This is a genomic window from Halobacterium rubrum (genome assembly GCF_021729015.1).
Classification (GTDB): Archaea; Halobacteriota; Halobacteria; order Halobacteriales; family Halobacteriaceae; genus Halobacterium; species Halobacterium rubrum.
The window spans coordinates 13,657-29,824 of the sequence record NZ_JAJQQZ010000005.1; the positions used below are offsets into that span (position 1 = coordinate 13,657).

21 protein-coding genes and 1 pseudogene are annotated in these 16,168 nt (G+C 60.7%); 19 read left to right on the forward strand and 3 right to left on the reverse strand.

Going from position 1 to position 16,168, the window contains the following annotated elements; translation table 11 throughout:
• Positions 1–2: 2 nt before the first annotated feature.
• From LT971_RS15430 to LT971_RS15455, 6 genes and pseudogenes are all read left to right on the forward strand, one after another.
• On the forward strand, positions 3–452 hold the full coding sequence (locus LT971_RS15430; protein WP_237007841.1) for a PH domain-containing protein: 450 nt from the start codon (positions 3–5) through the stop codon (positions 450–452).
• A 351-nt stretch (positions 453–803) separates the two neighbouring features.
• Positions 804–1,482, forward strand: a pseudogene (locus LT971_RS15435) (IS6 family transposase).
• A gap of 23 nt (positions 1,483–1,505) precedes the next feature.
• The gene (locus tag LT971_RS15440) at positions 1,506–1,868 is read left to right on the forward strand and encodes a hypothetical protein (protein WP_237007842.1); all 363 of its coding nucleotides are present in this window, start codon (positions 1,506–1,508) and stop codon (positions 1,866–1,868) included.
• A 1,228-nt stretch (positions 1,869–3,096) separates the two neighbouring features.
• A complete protein-coding gene (locus tag LT971_RS15445) occupies positions 3,097–3,768 on the forward strand; it encodes a hypothetical protein (RefSeq protein WP_237007843.1) in 672 nt (223 codons plus the stop codon).
• Positions 3,765–4,241, forward strand: a complete 477-nt coding sequence (locus LT971_RS15450; protein WP_237007844.1) for a hypothetical protein — start codon at positions 3,765–3,767, stop codon at positions 4,239–4,241. Before LT971_RS15445 ends, LT971_RS15450 begins: the two co-directional genes overlap by 4 nt.
• Before the next feature lie 3 nt (positions 4,242–4,244).
• Positions 4,245–5,933 (forward strand): ThiF family adenylyltransferase, encoded by a 1,689-nt coding sequence (locus LT971_RS15455; protein WP_237007845.1) that lies wholly within the window; start codon positions 4,245–4,247, stop codon positions 5,931–5,933.
• Positions 5,934–5,989: 56 nt separating this feature from the next.
• On the opposite strand, the gene LT971_RS15460 is transcribed toward LT971_RS15455, so the two are convergent.
• A complete protein-coding gene (locus tag LT971_RS15460; RefSeq protein WP_237007846.1) occupies positions 5,990–7,042 on the reverse strand; it encodes an HNH endonuclease in 1,053 nt (350 codons plus the stop codon).
• 105 nt (positions 7,043–7,147) lie between these two features.
• Positions 7,148–7,405 (reverse strand): DUF7692 domain-containing protein, encoded by a 258-nt coding sequence (locus LT971_RS15465; RefSeq protein WP_237007847.1) that lies wholly within the window; start codon positions 7,403–7,405, stop codon positions 7,148–7,150.
• On the opposite strand from LT971_RS15465, the gene LT971_RS15470 reads away from it, so the two are divergent.
• The 9 genes from LT971_RS15470 (at position 7,379) to LT971_RS15510 (ending at position 13,014) form a co-directional block, all read left to right on the forward strand.
• Entirely contained in the window at positions 7,379–7,591 is a 213-nt protein-coding gene (locus LT971_RS15470) for a hypothetical protein (RefSeq protein ID WP_237007848.1), read from the forward strand. The genes LT971_RS15465 and LT971_RS15470 overlap by 27 nt on opposite strands.
• An 11-nt stretch (positions 7,592–7,602) precedes the next feature.
• A complete protein-coding gene (locus LT971_RS15475) occupies positions 7,603–7,977 on the forward strand; it encodes a hypothetical protein (RefSeq protein ID WP_237007849.1) in 375 nt (124 codons plus the stop codon).
• A gap of 321 nt (positions 7,978–8,298) precedes the next feature.
• Positions 8,299–8,982, forward strand: coding sequence for an HNH endonuclease (locus tag LT971_RS15480; RefSeq protein WP_237007850.1), 684 nt, complete (start codon positions 8,299–8,301; stop codon positions 8,980–8,982).
• Positions 8,983–9,098: 116 nt separating this feature from the next.
• The gene (locus LT971_RS15485) at positions 9,099–9,311 is read left to right on the forward strand and encodes a hypothetical protein (RefSeq protein ID WP_237007851.1); all 213 of its coding nucleotides are present in this window, start codon (positions 9,099–9,101) and stop codon (positions 9,309–9,311) included.
• Between the two features lie 264 nt (positions 9,312–9,575).
• Positions 9,576–10,487 carry a hypothetical protein gene (locus tag LT971_RS15490; RefSeq protein ID WP_237007852.1) on the forward strand — a complete coding sequence of 304 codons (912 nt, stop codon included), beginning with the start codon at positions 9,576–9,578 and terminating at the stop codon, positions 10,485–10,487.
• A gap of 65 nt (positions 10,488–10,552) precedes the next feature.
• On the forward strand, positions 10,553–11,008 hold the full coding sequence (locus tag LT971_RS15495) for a protein-tyrosine phosphatase family protein (protein WP_237007853.1): 456 nt from the start codon (positions 10,553–10,555) through the stop codon (positions 11,006–11,008).
• A gap of 71 nt (positions 11,009–11,079) precedes the next feature.
• Positions 11,080–12,270 carry a hypothetical protein gene (locus LT971_RS15500; protein ID WP_237007854.1) on the forward strand — a complete coding sequence of 397 codons (1,191 nt, stop codon included), beginning with the start codon at positions 11,080–11,082 and terminating at the stop codon, positions 12,268–12,270.
• 4 nt (positions 12,271–12,274) lie between these two features.
• Complete coding sequence (locus tag LT971_RS15505) at positions 12,275–12,691, forward strand: hypothetical protein (protein ID WP_237007855.1); 417 nt, start codon at positions 12,275–12,277, stop codon at positions 12,689–12,691.
• Positions 12,692–12,708: 17 nt separating this feature from the next.
• Positions 12,709–13,014: a hypothetical protein gene (locus LT971_RS15510; RefSeq protein ID WP_237007856.1), complete on the forward strand. Its 306-nt coding sequence runs from the start codon at positions 12,709–12,711 to the stop codon at positions 13,012–13,014.
• Here the strand turns inward: LT971_RS15510 and LT971_RS15515 are convergent.
• Positions 13,011–13,550, reverse strand: a complete 540-nt coding sequence (locus tag LT971_RS15515; RefSeq protein ID WP_237007857.1) for a hypothetical protein — start codon at positions 13,548–13,550, stop codon at positions 13,011–13,013. The two genes, LT971_RS15510 and LT971_RS15515, sit on opposite strands and share 4 nt — an antisense overlap.
• Positions 13,551–14,249: 699 nt before the next feature.
• On the opposite strand from LT971_RS15515, the gene LT971_RS15520 reads away from it, so the two are divergent.
• The 4 genes from LT971_RS15520 (at position 14,250) to LT971_RS15535 (ending at position 16,083) form a co-directional block, all read left to right on the forward strand.
• Positions 14,250–14,597 (forward strand): hypothetical protein, encoded by a 348-nt coding sequence (locus LT971_RS15520; RefSeq protein ID WP_237007858.1) that lies wholly within the window; start codon positions 14,250–14,252, stop codon positions 14,595–14,597.
• Between the two features lie 85 nt (positions 14,598–14,682).
• Complete coding sequence (locus LT971_RS15525) at positions 14,683–15,174, forward strand: type IV pilin domain-containing protein (RefSeq protein ID WP_237007859.1); 492 nt, start codon at positions 14,683–14,685, stop codon at positions 15,172–15,174.
• A 193-nt stretch (positions 15,175–15,367) separates the two neighbouring features.
• A complete protein-coding gene (locus tag LT971_RS15530) occupies positions 15,368–15,733 on the forward strand; it encodes a hypothetical protein (protein WP_237007860.1) in 366 nt (121 codons plus the stop codon).
• Positions 15,734–15,807: 74 nt separating this feature from the next.
• Entirely contained in the window at positions 15,808–16,083 is a 276-nt protein-coding gene (locus LT971_RS15535; RefSeq protein ID WP_237007861.1) for a hypothetical protein, read from the forward strand.
• Positions 16,084–16,168: the final 85 nt, after the last annotated feature.

Sequence of the window (16,168 nt, forward strand, 5' to 3'; positions counted from 1 at the left end):
CAATGCGTGACGGTGAGGAAATTATCGATACTCGGTCCCCGACACAGAAAGTGGCTATCGTGAAAATTGCTGTCGGTTTTCCATTTGTTTTGATGGCGATCTATCTTATGTACTTCACTCGTCAACCATACGTCTACCCAACAGGTTCTCTATTTATCGGATTATATGGCCTTTCCAGCGGTTTAATCACTTACTGGAAAAACACTCTCACTACATATTACGTCACGACTATACGCGTTGTCAAGGCCTATCGATTCGTCTCGTTGGTACAGCGAGAGGTTCCGCTTAAGAAGGTGAGAGGGGTGGAAGAACGGCAATCATTCATCGAATCTTTCGTTGGACTTGGGAATATTCGCGTCGCAAGTGGAGGCGGGAGTGGCACTCTAGAAATTGTTGTTCGTAATATTGAAAATTCTAGGGATTTCGCAGATAAGGTTCGGAATCTACTCTGAATTCTTCTGGTGAGGGTATCATAGAACAATGCCACACTAGTTGAAGCGGTAAGTGCAGTAGACCCCATTTAAACGAGATCCTGGTAGCAAAAATAGTAGAATATTAGAAGTTCAATTTTACTGGTATTGAATTTAAATAAAGAAGGAGAGTAGGTACCGCTACAGTAGTTGATTCAAGCGAGAACGAAGATCTTCAATCCGGCCCTCAAACACCTCAGAACTCTCCCCTGGAACATCACCAAACTCAAGAATCAGATCCTCTCCTATCAACTTATCCTTGATATCCCCCGTGGGCACTGTCTAGTTGAGCCAGTTTGAGAAGTGAGCGGGTCGTTGAGTGGATCGACCAAGATGCTCGCAGACCTGCTCAGCGAGTGCTATGATGCGGATTCAAAAGAACCTTGGGAGAACGAGCGGACGGCGAACGCCCATTAGGGCGTTCGCCGTCCGCCTTCCCGAAACCGGTTGTTCGCTCCGTGAGACAACAACGATCTTAGCGGAATTAGGCGTACAACGTTCGCATGGAGCGGTTTGGAACTGGGTACATCGGCTCGCTGACAGCGGCTGCGACCCGCCTGAGGCGCAGCCGAAGCGGGTCGCCGTTGACGAGACCGCGGTCAAAATTAACGGTGAGTGGTATTGGTTGTACGCTGCAATAGACACCGAGACGAAGTTCATTCTCGATGTCGCGTTATTTGATCGGCATGGTACCGGTCCGGCAGCTGCGTTTCTGCATCGGCTCAACGAGAAATACGACCTCTCGGACACTGTATTTCTCGTGAATCAATTTGGGTATCGGACTGCCCTTGCTCGATTAGGGTTGAGCGGTCGAATCAACTATACTGAGCGAAATCTCATCGAGAAGTGAATTCACACCCTCAAAATGCGCATCGACCGCTTCCATACCTCGTGGGTGGGCAGTCGGTCAAGCGTCCGAGAGTGGCTTGAACAGTTTATGCATTACTACAACCGACAGCGACCGCACCATGCTCTCGACGGAAAGACGCCGATCGAGGAGATTCAGAACTAGACAGTGCCCCGCCTGCTGATCCGGTGTCTGACTGGGAGTGCGACACCTGTCCGTTCCGGATTCGCTGTGGACAGGCTAACGAGGGCTACGAAGATGTCGGGTTCACCGGACTGTTGCCCGGGGTGGATAGGTATCGAAAGCACCAGCTCGTGGAATACTTCGATGCGTATCCTGACGCGAAACTCACACCGACGTTAGCACATCAATTCCCGGCACTCGCAGAGGAACACGGCGTGTACGACTGGCACTGCCCGACATGCGGAGGGACCTACGCGTGGGATGCTATCGACATCGAGGCACAGTCACCGCTCTGTGAACGCTGTGTCGAAGACGACGAACTCTGTACTGTAGCGGTTCCCATGCCAGAATCGCAAAACACCCACTAATTCGAACACCCGTTGAACTACCGCGCCCTGCTCACCCTCTGCTGGAATTGGCTTAGCAGTAGTTTCCAATACGTTTTCTTTATCCAGTGGATGAGATGAAACGCCCGGCAAGTGCAGGGAATCTCCGTTCCGGTGTACAGAAAGTCTATACCTTCACGACACGTTCTCCACACTATGAAAGGGCAATTCGAATGGATGATTATAATGGGCGTTATAATCCTTCTACTCGGATATACGCTCTACACCGCAGTCAACCTCACAATTTTCCTCAGTAACTACCTTGACTCCTGACGGGTGGATGCCTCGAAGCTCGCATTCCCACTTACCGATTCATCCGCCCCACTTCCAGCACTTGTTCTGAAGGTTGCCCCGCTCGGCTACTTTCGAAACTGCTCTAGAAAACCTTATTCGAGGCTACAGGCACTCATGGACAGAGAATTAGAGAGTATAATCACAGTGTTTACCACATGTGGAGACGATATTCAAGGACTAACGGGATAGTATTCGCCTGTTTAAGCCCGTTTCTCAGCCGTTCTGCCGGAGGATTTAACAACCCGTGAGGAATTATGGGAGGACGCACCCGACGAGATCGGGGGACCAGTTTTACTGTCTCCCGGTGTTTCAGGCTCGTCAGCGACCGCCTTGTGCTTCGAATTTCAGTCCACATCACTCCCGGTGAAATTGTGCACAAATCAGTCTCGAAATTGCACACTGTGTGCCGGCCAGTGTGAGTGCCATCGACCGAGAGTGGCTGATGAGAAGACCCACAAATTGGCTCGAAAAACATCGGCCAAATCTCGTGTGCGGTTTTCGTACAATTATGGCTCATGCTTTATACAGAGCGAGTGTAAAGGTCTGCTAAATTCGTCTTGCTCATTCAGCGGATAGACGCCTTCTACGAGCCTCTCCGTGCATTCTACGGTAGCAGTGTTGTAACGCCAACGGGCGCCAGACTTATACGTCCGAAGTGTTGACGTGTTGATGCCGGAGTGACCCCCGATCTCGTCGGGTGCCAACCGGAGACGGTCCGGTTGCGGCGAGATGGGTTGACCCGTGCCTACGCCCGCGGTCGCGCGGGCCGGCCGAGTGCGCCCCTTCATCCGGAAGCGGACCCGGGAACCCTGTAGCGACGACCATGTCGCCATTCTCGGAGCTGTGACTGGCATGAAGAGCGGCGGCACCGGCCCACGGGCCCCATCAAGGGGTGGTCTCCGGCACCACCCGAACAATGACGGATTCACAGTCATCCGCTGGCGACAGCGGGCACGATCAGCCGGAAGAATCGGCAGATGAACAGCACGGCAACAGCGACAGCGACGACCGCGCAGACCTCAAACAGGTCGCGGAGGTCGTCCAACGAGTCCAGAACGGCATCGACGACCTGGAGCCCGAGGTCTCCATCGACCTGTTCAAGCGCCTGGACCACCTCGAAGGCGCCGCCGAAGCCATCGAGGACTGGGCCGACGACGCCGAAGACGACGACCTGGACGCCATCGCCGGCGCCCAGGCTATCGTCGACGCCGAGCAGACCCGCGTAGGACTGCTCCGCGAGAAGGCCCCCGACGGCCGCGGCGAACTGCTCCGGAAGTTCGAGACCCTCGAGGACTCCCTCGAGGACCTGGAGGACACCGTCGACGCGTTCACGTTCACCACCAACGCGTACATCGTGTACGTGAATCAGCAATTCGTGGGCCGCTACACCAACGACCAGGTCGACGTCGAGACCATCCTCCGTGACGCGGGGAAGAAGAGCCCCGAGGAACTCGGCCTGTTCCCCCTGGACGGCTTCCGCGGCTCCCGCCAGACCGACCAGGCGTTCCCGGCCAACGAGACGCTCGACCTCGACGGACCCAACCGAACCCACTTCGAGTCCACCAGCGACGGTGGGAAGATCGCATGAGCGAAGCCGCTCCCCGGGATTCCGACGACACGGACGCGACCGCCCTCCGCGCCGAGCTCACGGAGCAGTGTCGAGACGCCATCGACGCGCTCCAGGAGGTCCGTCCTGAAGCAGAGCTCATCGCTGTTCGCGGTGACTGGGCCTGGGTCAGCATCGGCAACGTCCGTCCCGCGCACGTCAACGACGTGTTCGACGAGGAGAAGGCCCATGCGGTCATCCGCATCCCGACGGACTTCCCAACCGGCAGGCGACCGTACGGCATCATCACGATTCCGTACGTCACCAAGCACGGCGGGCAGACTGTCGACAGTGAACACCGGAACCACCAGAAGGCCGAAGCAGTCGAAGACGCGCTGGGCGTCGACGACACCGGCATGTGGAGCTACCAGTGGCAAGACATCAGCTGGATGGAACCCGAAGACCTGACGAAGGCCCTGGAAATCGTCCGGTCGCGGTTCGAGAAGGAGGACTGAACCGTGCCTGACGGAACACCCGCTGATTGGCTCCAAGCCGCCGACGCCGACGAGGTGCATCTGGCGTTCCCGCGGGAGGTCTACGAGGACCTCCTGTCGGTGCTGTTCCCCGACGAGAGCCACCCGTTCCACGGGATGGGCGAGCGCGGCGCGTTCGCCGTGCTCGCGAAGAGCACCGGCGCCAGCCGCGTCACCTACATCGTCGAAGACGTGGTGCATCCCGAGTCCAGCGACGACCTCAGCCTGAACCGTGGGTCGACGTCCGGCGACTCTGTCGGGGAGTCGACCCGAGGTGGTTTCATCGGGTCGCTGTTCGGGGGTAACTCTGACAGCGACATCGCGGGCAGCGACTCGATGCTCGGCTACCAGTTCAGCGAGGACTACCACGAACGCGCCATCGAGCGCGCACAGGAGCGCGGCGGCGGCCTCCTCCGGGTTCACACCCAGCCTGGTGGCGTGACGGCGAGCTCCATCGACACGGAGTCCGCGGCCCGCGTCTACAAGGCGGATGCAAGCCGGCTACCGCCGGACGCCCCGTTCGGCGCGGCGATCACGAACAGCGACGACGACTGGACGATGCGCGTCTACGAGCCAACTCGCGACAGCGACGAGCCGACAGTCACACACGCCGACGCCGTCCGAATTGTTGGCCCGACCCACGACAGACCACCGTTCGAGAAGCGGCCCACGGGCAGCGGGTTCACAGGCGGGAACGCGGTGAACGCCGAGGAGCAGGACTCCACCATCCAGTTGTGGGGCGCCGACGGCCAGGCGGTCCTCAGCGAGCTCACGGTTGGCGTCGTCGGCTGCGGCGGCGTCGGGTCAGTTCTCGCCGAAGACCTCGCCCGACTCGGCGTCGGGGAGCTGGTGTTCGTCGACTTCGACCGCCTGGAGCGCGCAAACTTCAACCGCGCGCAGGGCGCCCAGCGAATCGAGGTCGAGCAGGAGCGGCTCAAGACGAGAGTGGCCGAACGCGTCGCCCACGAGAGCGCGACGGCCGAGTCGTTCGCGACCCGTGTCGTAGACGGTAGCGTCGTCGAGGACGACCCGGAGTACATGGCAGTCCCGGAGCTCCTGGACTGCGACATCATCCTCTCGGGTGTCGACGCTGCTCGCCCTCGGCAGGTCTTGGGGGCGCTCGCTCGCGCCCACTCCATTCCGGTCATCGACGGCGGAAGCCGTCTCCACGCCGCCGACGACGGCGTGCTGGAGCCGGAAGCGAAGGTCGAAACCGCAGTCGCGGGCCCGGGCTGGCCGTGTTTCGAGTGCCAGCGCGTGTGGCGCCAGGAGGATGTCGACTGGGAGAGCGACCACCCCGAGTTCCGGGGTGAACGCGGCTACGTCGACGGTGGTGTCGACCCCGACGAGGAGGACCGGGACCCGTCGGTAATCGGAGTGAACAAGATCGTGGCCGGCCTCATGCAGCGCCGACTGTTCGGCGTGGTCCTTGGCGTCGTCGACGGCGTAGAGTCGACGCTCCGACTCCGTCTGAAGGATGTCGACACCTACTGGAGCACGAAGTGGGGCTGCGAGCCGGACTGTGGTGCGCCCCGTGTCGGTGTCGGGGATCGCGAGCAGTTGCCGACCGGGACGGACTGGGCGATGCGGTACGAGCGCGACGACATCGAGATGCCGGAGCTGAAGACTCAGGACGCTAGCGGCCTCGTCGACGACGACCTGCTCGGCGAGTAAGTTCGCATCCCTCTTTACCGATTCAGCTGCCCCAGTTTCAGTACTACCAGGAACAGCTAGACGAGCGCGCTAAGGGCGAGCAGTCCAGCATACGGCACACCTATCCACTTGAGACGGTAGGTGATCTTCCACCGGTACACATCCCAGACATCCTTCTCAAAGTGATGCGGTTCAATGCTCCCGTCAAACTGCCTCCACACCCACTGCGTAACCCCAGCAACACTCCAGCGAATCGTATACGCAAGCAACATTGCAACCACGAGCAAGAGAGTCCTCGTCATCCACGACTCCCACCCAATTGTAGAGAGTGGATCTATTGAGGACAACCACGGAGACACCCTTGAGAGGTTGCGTATCGATAGATACGATAGCCCAAGAAAGATTCCAAGAGTTCCAAGCGTTCGCCAGAAGAAATGCACGAAGCGGTAAGGGCTCTTGAATAAGACCCATTCCTTTCGGTTGACGGCCTCTCGAGTCACTCCGAGCTTCGCTCCTTTCCAAGTCCCCGATATTTGTGCTTCTTCAGTGCGTGTAGTGATATTCTGGGGCGCTCGGGAATTTTCCGTGGTACGCAAAGCTTCACGGGGCGTTTCGTCATCGTTGTCAAGAACTAGTCCGGCGCACGGTTCACAAAGCGGGACGCATTTTTCGCCGGGTGGGGTCCCGTTTAGCTTTGAGGAGTCGAAGTTCGGGTAGACGAGGAGTGAGTTCCCGTCATTAGGAGTGTGGTTACATCGTCTACAGCGGTCTCGAAGCCCCTGAAAGAACTCGTAGATGGTTTCGCCTTCCGTGTCCGTGTTAACGAATGCAACACTACTCTGGGCCTCTGGTGAGGGATAGATGCGGGCGCGGGTTCTGTGTTGGTCGAAGTTCTCATTGTCGGGGTGTTGGACGCCGTGACAGGGTCGGCAGAGCGTAACGAGATTTTCCTTCTCATCCCCTCCGCCCCGAGATTTCCATGTGATGTGATGCACATCGAGGATACGCCCATCTTCATCGGCGTGTGGCCCACTCTTCTCCCCACACCGTTGGCACGTCCAGTCGTCGCGTTTCCGCACTTCAGCCGCAAGCGAATCCCACTCGGGGCCGTAACGACTGGCCTCGCTCATCGAGCCACTCATCTGTTAATCACGCAAACAGATATGGCTAAAAAACTTGTCTGTCTGCAAATCAACTTCTCGGTTGTTTCGTACGGATAGACAGGTAAAATTCGGCTACTCTGTAGTGAGCGTAGTCGTGATCTCGTAGCTCAGTTGCAGCTGTGTCGTACTCAAAACCTCGGCCAGCTCGGGCGTCATGTCGGGGTTGGCCAGCGCCTTCTCTTTCGCTCGCCGGTCCTGACGGGCGTGCTCGCAGGCGGTCAGGAACGCGGCGGTCTTCGTGTTCTCGTCGAGCGCGACGACGACGACGACTACGCCGGTCTGGGCGCAGTCATAGACTGCGACGTGATCCTGAGCGCGGCGGACCCGCACTGGGTCCAGAAGGTCATCGACCGGCTGGCGTACGCCCACCTCATTCCGGTCATCTCCGGCGGGACGCACCTCCGCGTCGACGAGGCGAGCGACGAGCTCAGTTCGAGCGCACGGTCCACGGTCGAGACCGCAGGCCCCGGCCTGGCGTGCCTCCACTGTCTCGAGGCGTGGAAGGAGGGGACCTAGAAGCGGGAGTCGTGCGCGACCGAAAGCCGCCGAAGAACCGCGCGGACAACGGCGGGCTCTACGTCCAGCAGGAGCCTGGCGAGGCCGTCGACGGCAGCGACGAGCTGCGTGATCCGAGCGTCGTGACGACGAACGGGCTGGTGGCGTCGCTGATGATGGAGCGGTTCCAGGCGCTCGCCCTGGGCACGTCAACGTCGACGTTCGCAGGCCGGCAGATGTACCGGCCGAGCAGTGGCGAGATGCAGTGGCTGACGGCGAACGGCGACCGCCGCACCACCTGCAAGGACGGCTGCAAGAAGACCCAGACGGTCGGTCTCGGCGACTACGTCGACCTGGACACCGGCCAGGACCACGACCTCCGCGTCGAGAACCCCGACGCCCGCTGAAAGGCGGTTGGGTCGGGACGTCTCTCGTTTCGACCTGCCCTCCATTCCGTGTTTTATATGGAATGCCCTGGATGGTTCTCCTAAATGCTACTTGACGTTCGCGGGAGCTCGAAACCCGGCCACACGCTTCTCGTATTCGTCGTGTTGGGCGCTGAATCCCACGGTCTACAGAGAATCGAGCCGGAGCCGTATGATTGCGAGTGCGGGAATGTTATGACACCGTTCGAACTGGACCTGGGGGACCGCCGGAAGCAGTCATGGCCGGACTGCAAATCGTGGCGGGGAGATGGCCAGAAGCGGTGTCCAGAATGCAGTGAGCGAGTGTCGACGGACAAGCAGCAGCACGCTCACGCACTCGGGTACGAGAGTTTCGAGCAGGAGGACTACGAGAACATCACTGACGAGGCCCGGGAGACAGCGTTCGAGAAAACGGACGGGACGTGCATCGCCTGTGGTCAGGAAGCCGACGCAGTCCATCGGATCGTGCCGCCTATGTTCGGTGGCTCGGGGGACCCGGTGAATCTGGTTCCGGTATGTAGCGACCACCAGCACCACACAGGACACCGCTTCGTGGACGTAATGGCTCCCTGGGAGTGGGAGAGCCACTCCGGATTGGACTGGGAGGAGTACGTTACTGAGCTTCGTGAGAGATTTGATGCGACCGACGGTGACGCGGCGGAGCAGATTGTGGGTCTCTGTGACCGGCTGCTTGAAGACGAGAGGCCCTCGAATCCCCGCCCGTATGCGGACTCCAATCTTGGGGAGCCGATTGACGTCGACGCCTCGATTGACAGCTCAGTAAATCCGCGAGTAGCCGTGAAAGAAGCCATCAAACAGGCCAGCGGAGAGTATTCGGACGGTGGAGGCGTCCCAGAGAGGGTTGTTCGCTTTGTCGTGAGAGAACAGTGTGATGTTGCGAAGGGAGAGGTTGAATCCACTATCGAGTCCATGCTTAACCACGGCGAGGTGTATCGTTCCAGTGGAACCCGTCTAAAAGCCGTCTGAGTTCTGTGGTGGCTGGTTTGAGTCGCGCTCACGATCTCTGCGTGGAGAATCCGGGCGGCCTCTAAGGCCCGCCTCCTGGGGTTCTCGTTTTAGGAGTTGTCTCCTGATTGAGTTGCGTGGTAGAGAGTTGCTGCTGCGGCTTGGGCTGGTATCCCGGCGATGACAGCGATGTACGGCTGTGGCAGTTGGAGAAGCGTTCCGAGGATGATAATGAGGAGCGTGAATCCAGTGAAGGCGGCGATATTGAACTGGGGTTGACGCGTGGCTTGGTATTCGGATTGGCGGTGGTAGAGGTAGAGGAGGGTGTGTTCGAGCGCGACCAGATATGAGAAGGCACGCTCCGCTCCTGCGGGGGTCTCGTCCCGGGAACGGGTTTGCGTGCCTTCCTGCTCTGAACTGGCCACCCCGAAGATCCATCTCCACGCTGAGTGTGGATGATGGCTGCTTCAGGCACGTTGTAGTATGTGATTGTCACACATAATGTTTCTGCCCCAACTGGTAGCAGAAGCCAATGAGGAGAGAGAAAATAATACCGGCAGTTTCGTATGCAAAACAACTAATTTGGTCCGGTCCCTTGCCCTAATCAAGCTACGATGGCGCGTTCCGTCACCCCTACAATCGACCTCCGGGACACCCCCCGGTTCGACAGGACCCACTGGCCGCAACACTGGCACACCCAGAACCGATACATGGTCGCCGACTTCTTCAGCGGCCGCGGCGGGGTGGGCCGCGCCCTCGCCGACTGGTACACCCACTACGACTACGTCGGCGTCGACAAGGAGCCCTACCACGAGCAGTACCCCGGCCAGTTCATCCAGGCCGACCTACTCGGCCCCCAGGGCCCGCCGTTCGACGGGGTCGTCGCCGACGTCATCTGGGTGAGCTTCCCCTGCCTCGCCTACACCCCGCTCTCCGCGACCGCCTACGGAAGCCGGGAAGCCGCGCTCAGGCAAAACCCACGAATCACCGACGAACTCCGCGAATGGCTCTTGGACCACGCCGCACACTACATCATCGAGAACGTCCCCGGAGCCTCCCGCGCCGGCGACCTCGATGCCAACTGTCGCTGCAACGGCCTCTACTTCGGCGAAGACTACGACCTGGAACGCCACTTCGAGACCACCTTCGAGGTCCCCGACGCGTACCGAGACGGCAACGCCAGCATCACCGTCGACACCCGAGACGACCAGTCCATCGAGGAGCTCGCCGCCGCCAAGAACGTGCCCGCCTCCTGGGGCAAATCCGGCGTCCGCAGCGCCATACCCCGTGAATACGTCTACTGGCTGCTCTCCCACTGTCCGTCCGTCCCCTGCCCGGTGCCCGCAAGTGAACAGTCCACACTCGCCGGCTTCGGGGAGGGGGTCGGCCGCCACAAGCGCCTCCCGGACGGTCGCCTGGGCGGCACGAAGGTCACTCCGGGCGACGAACTCTACGCCGACCCAGGCGTTGACCGGACCGCCGAGGCCGAGTACCAGAACGTCGGCGTCAGGCCCCGGGTGCGGTAGCCACCGATGCACCACCCCACCACACCCGACGGCTTATCCCGGAACACGGCGGACATGGAGGACACATGACCACGCTTCGGGAAGGGCTCGTTCTCGAGGAGGTGGAGGAAAACCTCTACCTCGGGAACCGGCTCGCCGCGGTCCGCCAGGAACACGACCACCGGTTCGAGTACGTCGTCACCGTGTCCCGGGACCGCGAGCCCATGACCACAGCCTACTATCCGATGCGGGACGGCCAGGGCAACGACCCGGAGGCGTTCGCAGAGGCTGTCAAGTCCGCGCGCTACTACTACCGATCCCCCGGGAAGGTGCTCGTTCACTGCGAGGCGGGAATCTCCCGCAGCACCACAGTCATCGCGACGGTTCTCGTCGCCGAGAAGCAGGCCCGGTCGTTCGCGCACGCCGTCGAGCAGGTCCGCGAGGTCCGGCCTGACGCGCGACCGGCAGATGCGCTCATCGACGCCGCCGAGCAGTACCTCGGGACGACCGTCGACCGGAGTGCCATCCGGGCCGCTGAATAGTTCCTCGCCGTCTCTCCGACACCAGGCCCCGGTTTATACGGGAAGGCGCAGCACCAACGAGTACCGCGACCATGCCCGGGGATTCGCCTAATGTGACCGGCGCGAGCCAGCTTGAACACGAACTCGCGAACGCCGAGTTCGCCCGTATCACCGCGTACCCTGACGGCGACTCGGTCGCAGCGGCCGGCATCCTCGCGAAGACCTGTAGTGCCCTGGAGGTCCCGTTCCGACTCCGCGCTGGCACTCCCGCGTCCAACCCCGACACCGAGGCGGATACGACTGTCATCGTCGTCGGCCACCACCGACCAGACCCGGAGACAAACGACATCCACGTCGGCGGCCGCGGACCAGCGAGCAAGGACGCCTTCGAGGCTACTCGAGACGTCGACGGCGTGGAGGCCGACCCGGTCCTCGCGCTCGCTGGGCTGACGACACTCCCGACTCCCGTCGACGAGACCGCCGGCGACGTTCGCAGTCTCGCAGAGGACCTCGGCTACCTCTCGCAGCGGCCGGGCGTCGCGACGGCTACCCAGGACCTGATGAACGGGCTCGCCAACGCCCTTACCATCCACTCCCCGTTCTCCGGCCGCCCCGACCGCGCGCAGGCGAACCTCGCGGAACTCGAGCTCCCGGTCGAGATGGACGTCGACGGCCACCGGCGGCTGGAGGCGTTCGCCGCCACCGCCACGGCGCCGACGGGACGGCCGAGCGCACGGGAGGCGCTTCAGACAGGCATTCGTCCGTATGCCGTCGAGGACGGCCGGTTCCAGACGCTCGCTGGGTACGGCGACGTTCTCCGGGCCGTCGCCCGTGACGCCCCTGGAATCGGGTTCGGACTGGTACTCGACGACGTCGACGAGTCGGAAGCACTGGAGGTCCTCGGCAAGCACGCCGAGGCTGCCCACCAATGCGTTCGCCGGGCAGAGGTGTTCGAGTACGACTCGTTCGCCGTCGCTCGCGTCGACGGCGAGAGCCTCACCGACGACCGCGTCGAGGCAGCCCTCCCGACGGTCGCCCGCCTGGTTCGAGACTTCAGGACGCCCATGTCGACGTGCTACGCGGTCACTGACGGCTACGCTGCCGGGGCAACCCGGACAGCCGAGGCGGTCGGCCCTCGCGTTCAGGCCGCCGGACGGTCGCTAGACGGCGGCGGGCTGGCCCGCCAGCACCGCGGCGAGGCGCGCTTCGACGGGACTGCCGAGGAGTTTGTCCAGACGCTCCGAGACGAGGCACAGACGACGACCGCCGACCCCACCCCATAGAAGGATGACCACGACACAGGACTCTCCCTCAGAGACGAACGGCTACGAGAACATCACGCAGCACCACCACCTCTACGTGCTGGCGTTGTCCGACGCGATGACCGAGCAGATGGTAGAGGAAGACATTCCGGACTGGCGGCACGCCAACAACGGCCTCTACAAGGCCAGCCTCTCCGATGCCATCCAGGCCATCGACGGCGACCCCTTCCCGTTCGCGGAAACCTGGGACGGCTACAAGGGCTTCATGGGTATCCTCGAGCGACTGGGTGCGGAGAATCTGATCGGCCGCGTCCGAGACAGGGAGCGAATCGCGCTCACCGAACGAGGACAACAGGAAGCCACCAAGCTCTATCAGGTCGCAACCGATGACCAGGAGGCAGCGATTCGTGAGGCTGTAGCCGCAGCCGTCAACGAGGACTAACCCAGGAGGACCGACTGATGCCTGGTTACAATCTCCTGAACGCACGTCTCCACATCAAGCAGCTACGCGACCGGCCCGACGGCCAGGACGTCATCGAGAACGTCGCCGAGGAAGTCGCCGAGCGTGAGGATACTCCCGTCTCTGCCATCCCGGACGTGATCGCGTACTGTATCCACCAGTACGCAGACGGACAACGGCTGGAGTCGCTCACCAGGACTCACCATGTCGAGTACGATGTCCTGGGGCAGGCTATCGAGGAGATCTCCGCGAAGGCGACCGAAAGAACAGGGGGGAGCTGCGAAGAAGACGACGAGGCGAGTTAGTTGGCGGACGTCGTGTTGTTCTGTCGGCTCTCACCGTCGGATTGGTCTTCTTCGTCGGCCTCGCCGGTGGTGTCGGTGTCTGTGTCGGTGTCGTCGTCGTCGTCGTTGTCGTCGAAGTTCCGAGATTCGAAGGGAGTGTCGCTGACGGGGCAGATATACTTGCTCTTGATTTTCCCTGTCTCTGTGTCACGCCACTGCCAATAGAAGTAGTCGTAGCCGCTGATGTGTTTGACCGTGTAGTGGGCTTTCTCGGCCGCTTCGAGCTCGGTCTTGCCGTAGTGAACGAGGAGGTATTTCTCGATTTCTACGTCCGTGGCTTCGGCGGGGTTTTCGACCGTGGTGTCGTTCGGGTCGTGGCTGGAGGTGTTGGCGAGGTCGAGTGAGAAGGTGGAGACGGCGCGTAGCTCTTCCTCGTCGAGGGTCCGGAGGCGTGCTATGAGTGACTGGGGGAGGTTGTCAGGTTCTTTCGGCTGGTCTGAGAATCCCTCGTCGGGGTTCTCAGCCGAAGCGTCTGGGTCGTCAGATGGAGGGGTCATTCGTTTCTTCGAGAGGTGCTGCCAGATTCGGCAGAGCGTTTGGTTGCCATCTTGATTCAAACATGCAAAACTAATGTTATAAACGTTTGTTGTGTCCAGAGTGTTGTACGCTGGTGTACTTCTCTGGGAGGTATTGTAAGTTGAATAGTCTTATTGCCGTTTGCTGCAGAGGTCAGCGGCCGACCACGTCTACGACCCCGGACGAGCGGCTACCGGAAACCATCGCTCTCTGTCGAGCAGCGTGGGCTTCGAGACTATGGCCGCCTACGACGGGGTAGCCAATGGTTTAAGTACAACCCAAATCGTAATTCCGATGCTCACACGCGAGCGGTCATCGCACGGCTCTGCCGTGCCTCACCGTTTGGTCACGGTGACCGTCGCTGTTGGTCGCAGCGGCATAACTGGGGCTGTCCATCGCTTGGTCGTGATGGCCAGACAAGTGGTATCGGTATCGGGTTAAATCCGCATCCCTCCGCTCGGCGTGTGAGGAACCGGTTTCTACCGGTTTAACGCACGCACACGTTCCCGACCCTATACGCGGGTTCTCTACTCACAACTCACAGCGACACCGAGCGAGTATCTCGTCTCGCCGAGCTCGCCGCAACCAGAGGCGACCACTGCGACCTGCACCGGCCGACAGCCAGAGTTGTGTCCGGAGGCCTTTCAAGGGGAACGACAAACCGAGGCACAGCTAACGCCATGTCGAAATCTCAGTCCGACGAGGAAGACCAGCAGTTCTTCGACCCGACGGAGGCGAACAAGCGTTCCCTACCTCAGAGGGTGGTCCCGTCGTCAAACGTCGGCACGGTGATTCTCGCCGTCGCCATGCTCTCCGCGTTCAGCCACATGGCTTCCATCATGTATCTCGAGTCAGTTCCTGTCCTCGCGTCAAACCCACTCTATCAGGACCTGTTCACTCCCGAGGAACTGGAGACCGGCAAGCAAGTTGCACAGCGAGTGACCGCTCTCGCGATAGCGGGGTACATCCTCTCGGTCGCCTGCTCTCTCCCCCTCGCCATCAAGGGCATCGTCCACCGGTACCTCTGACCTCCGAGGGAGGCTTTGGGAACCGTTCACCTACGCTCGTGAGTTCCGACGCTTTTTGAGGGGAACCGACAAACCCCTGCGTGGAATGCCCGATACCGACCTGACCATCTCTGTACCGTCCTTCGACATGGAGGACCTCCGGACTGACCACCGGGGCGTCTCTCCTGTCATCGGAGTCGTCCTCATGGTGGCCATCACCGTGATTCTGGCCGCCATCATCGCGAGCTCCGTGCTCGGATTCGGAAGCAACGTCAACACGCCCGTCAACGGTGGCGCGGACATCACACGCGACCAGGGCTCACCAGGCACCTCAGAGGTAACCTGGGTGAACGGTGGGAACGCCGAGGAAATCAACGTCACCGTCAACTACAACGGCACCACGGCAACGACCACCCTCACTGAAACCGGGGAAATCGCCTTCATCGAGGAGGACAGCAGTGTAGACGGACTCACCAAATCCGGTGGGAAAATCCTCGTCGGGCCGCCCGGAAGCGGGGACTCCGAAATCACCATTGTAGTCCTCGGCGTGAAAGGCCAAACCGAAACAGTCCTCCAGAAGCAGAAAGTCATAATCTAACACTTCAACAACCCGCTCGCTGCCGAATCGCCCACTGTCCCGAGAGCTCGTTCCTACCAAACCCTCCGACACGATTCCATCGCCACCACGAGAGAGTCTCGTGTATCCACTGCGGCGGGCCAACGCCGCGGTGGTGTAGCCGAGCTATTATACTACGACACGCGGATACCTCTCGTCAACTCGAGGACACAGAATGAGTCAACTTCCCGATGGTGAACCAGCCTGGCACGACCTCACCTTCCAAAATCCCGGCCCCCGGCTCATCCGCGGCGGCCAAATGGATGCGACAGTTCGGTTCCTTGAGCCGAGCTCTGTCTCGGTCTACGACTATATCAGGGCCTACACCGAGGCTGGCGACAAGTTCGCGCGCCTCCAGGTGAAGGAAGTTGCGGCGGAGACCGTCCGAGACCTGCCGATGGCCATTCACCAGCGCGGAGCAAGCCATCATTCCGAGCTCGAAGATGAATTTCGCGACTTCCTCCATGAGAGAGAGGACAGGACGGTTCAGCTTACAGATACGGCCACGGTGCTGATTTTCGAGCGCCACGAGCTGTTCTGACTCGGCCCCGGCAGCCGACAGTCGGGATAGCACGACGACGACGCTTTTTGAGCGGGCCCGCCGAAACGCTCAGTATGACGGGAACTGACGACCCGGCTATTCGCAGCCTCCAGAACCGAGTCTCTCATATGGAGACTCGGATGGAGCAGTACGAACACGCGATCATCGCCCTGTCTCATCTAGTGGCATCCCTCGCGGAGGAGCACGAAACCGTCGAGACCGATCTCCCGGATACGGAACGGCCAGACATGGAGACCGAGTCGTTAGCGGCGTTCGTCGAAGAGGAATCCTCTGGTCGACAGGCGGCGGGGTCGAGCGACGAATCCGATTCGATGGACGACTCATTCTGACCGACGACCCCGGGAATCTGGTATGTTCTCACACGGCTGGTAGCGAGTCTCTCCAGCGTAAAGAGTTAAGTAGAGCCGCTGATAA

What these genes read in the sequence shown, in the direction of transcription:
- LT971_RS15430 (WP_237007841.1), top strand. Translation starts at nt 3, where the DNA reads ATGCGTGACGGTGAGGAAATTATCGATACTCGGTCCCCGACACAGAAA.
- LT971_RS15445 (WP_237007843.1), top strand. Translation starts at nt 3,097, where the DNA reads ATGACGGATTCACAGTCATCCGCTGGCGACAGCGGGCACGATCAGCCG.
- LT971_RS15450 (WP_237007844.1), top strand. Translation starts at nt 3,765, where the DNA reads ATGAGCGAAGCCGCTCCCCGGGATTCCGACGACACGGACGCGACCGCC.
- LT971_RS15460 (WP_237007846.1), bottom strand. Translation starts at nt 7,042, where the DNA reads ATGAGCGAGGCCAGTCGTTACGGCCCCGAGTGGGATTCGCTTGCGGCT.
- LT971_RS15490 (WP_237007852.1), top strand. Translation starts at nt 9,576, where the DNA reads ATGGCGCGTTCCGTCACCCCTACAATCGACCTCCGGGACACCCCCCGG.
- LT971_RS15495 (WP_237007853.1), top strand. Translation starts at nt 10,553, where the DNA reads ATGACCACGCTTCGGGAAGGGCTCGTTCTCGAGGAGGTGGAGGAAAAC.
- LT971_RS15500 (WP_237007854.1), top strand. Translation starts at nt 11,080, where the DNA reads ATGCCCGGGGATTCGCCTAATGTGACCGGCGCGAGCCAGCTTGAACAC.
- LT971_RS15505 (WP_237007855.1), top strand. Translation starts at nt 12,275, where the DNA reads ATGACCACGACACAGGACTCTCCCTCAGAGACGAACGGCTACGAGAAC.
- LT971_RS15510 (WP_237007856.1), top strand. Translation starts at nt 12,709, where the DNA reads ATGCCTGGTTACAATCTCCTGAACGCACGTCTCCACATCAAGCAGCTA.
- LT971_RS15515 (WP_237007857.1), bottom strand. Translation starts at nt 13,550, where the DNA reads ATGACCCCTCCATCTGACGACCCAGACGCTTCGGCTGAGAACCCCGAC.
- LT971_RS15520 (WP_237007858.1), top strand. Translation starts at nt 14,250, where the DNA reads ATGTCGAAATCTCAGTCCGACGAGGAAGACCAGCAGTTCTTCGACCCG.
- LT971_RS15525 (WP_237007859.1), top strand. Translation starts at nt 14,683, where the DNA reads ATGCCCGATACCGACCTGACCATCTCTGTACCGTCCTTCGACATGGAG.
- LT971_RS15530 (WP_237007860.1), top strand. Translation starts at nt 15,368, where the DNA reads ATGAGTCAACTTCCCGATGGTGAACCAGCCTGGCACGACCTCACCTTC.
- LT971_RS15535 (WP_237007861.1), top strand. Translation starts at nt 15,808, where the DNA reads ATGACGGGAACTGACGACCCGGCTATTCGCAGCCTCCAGAACCGAGTC.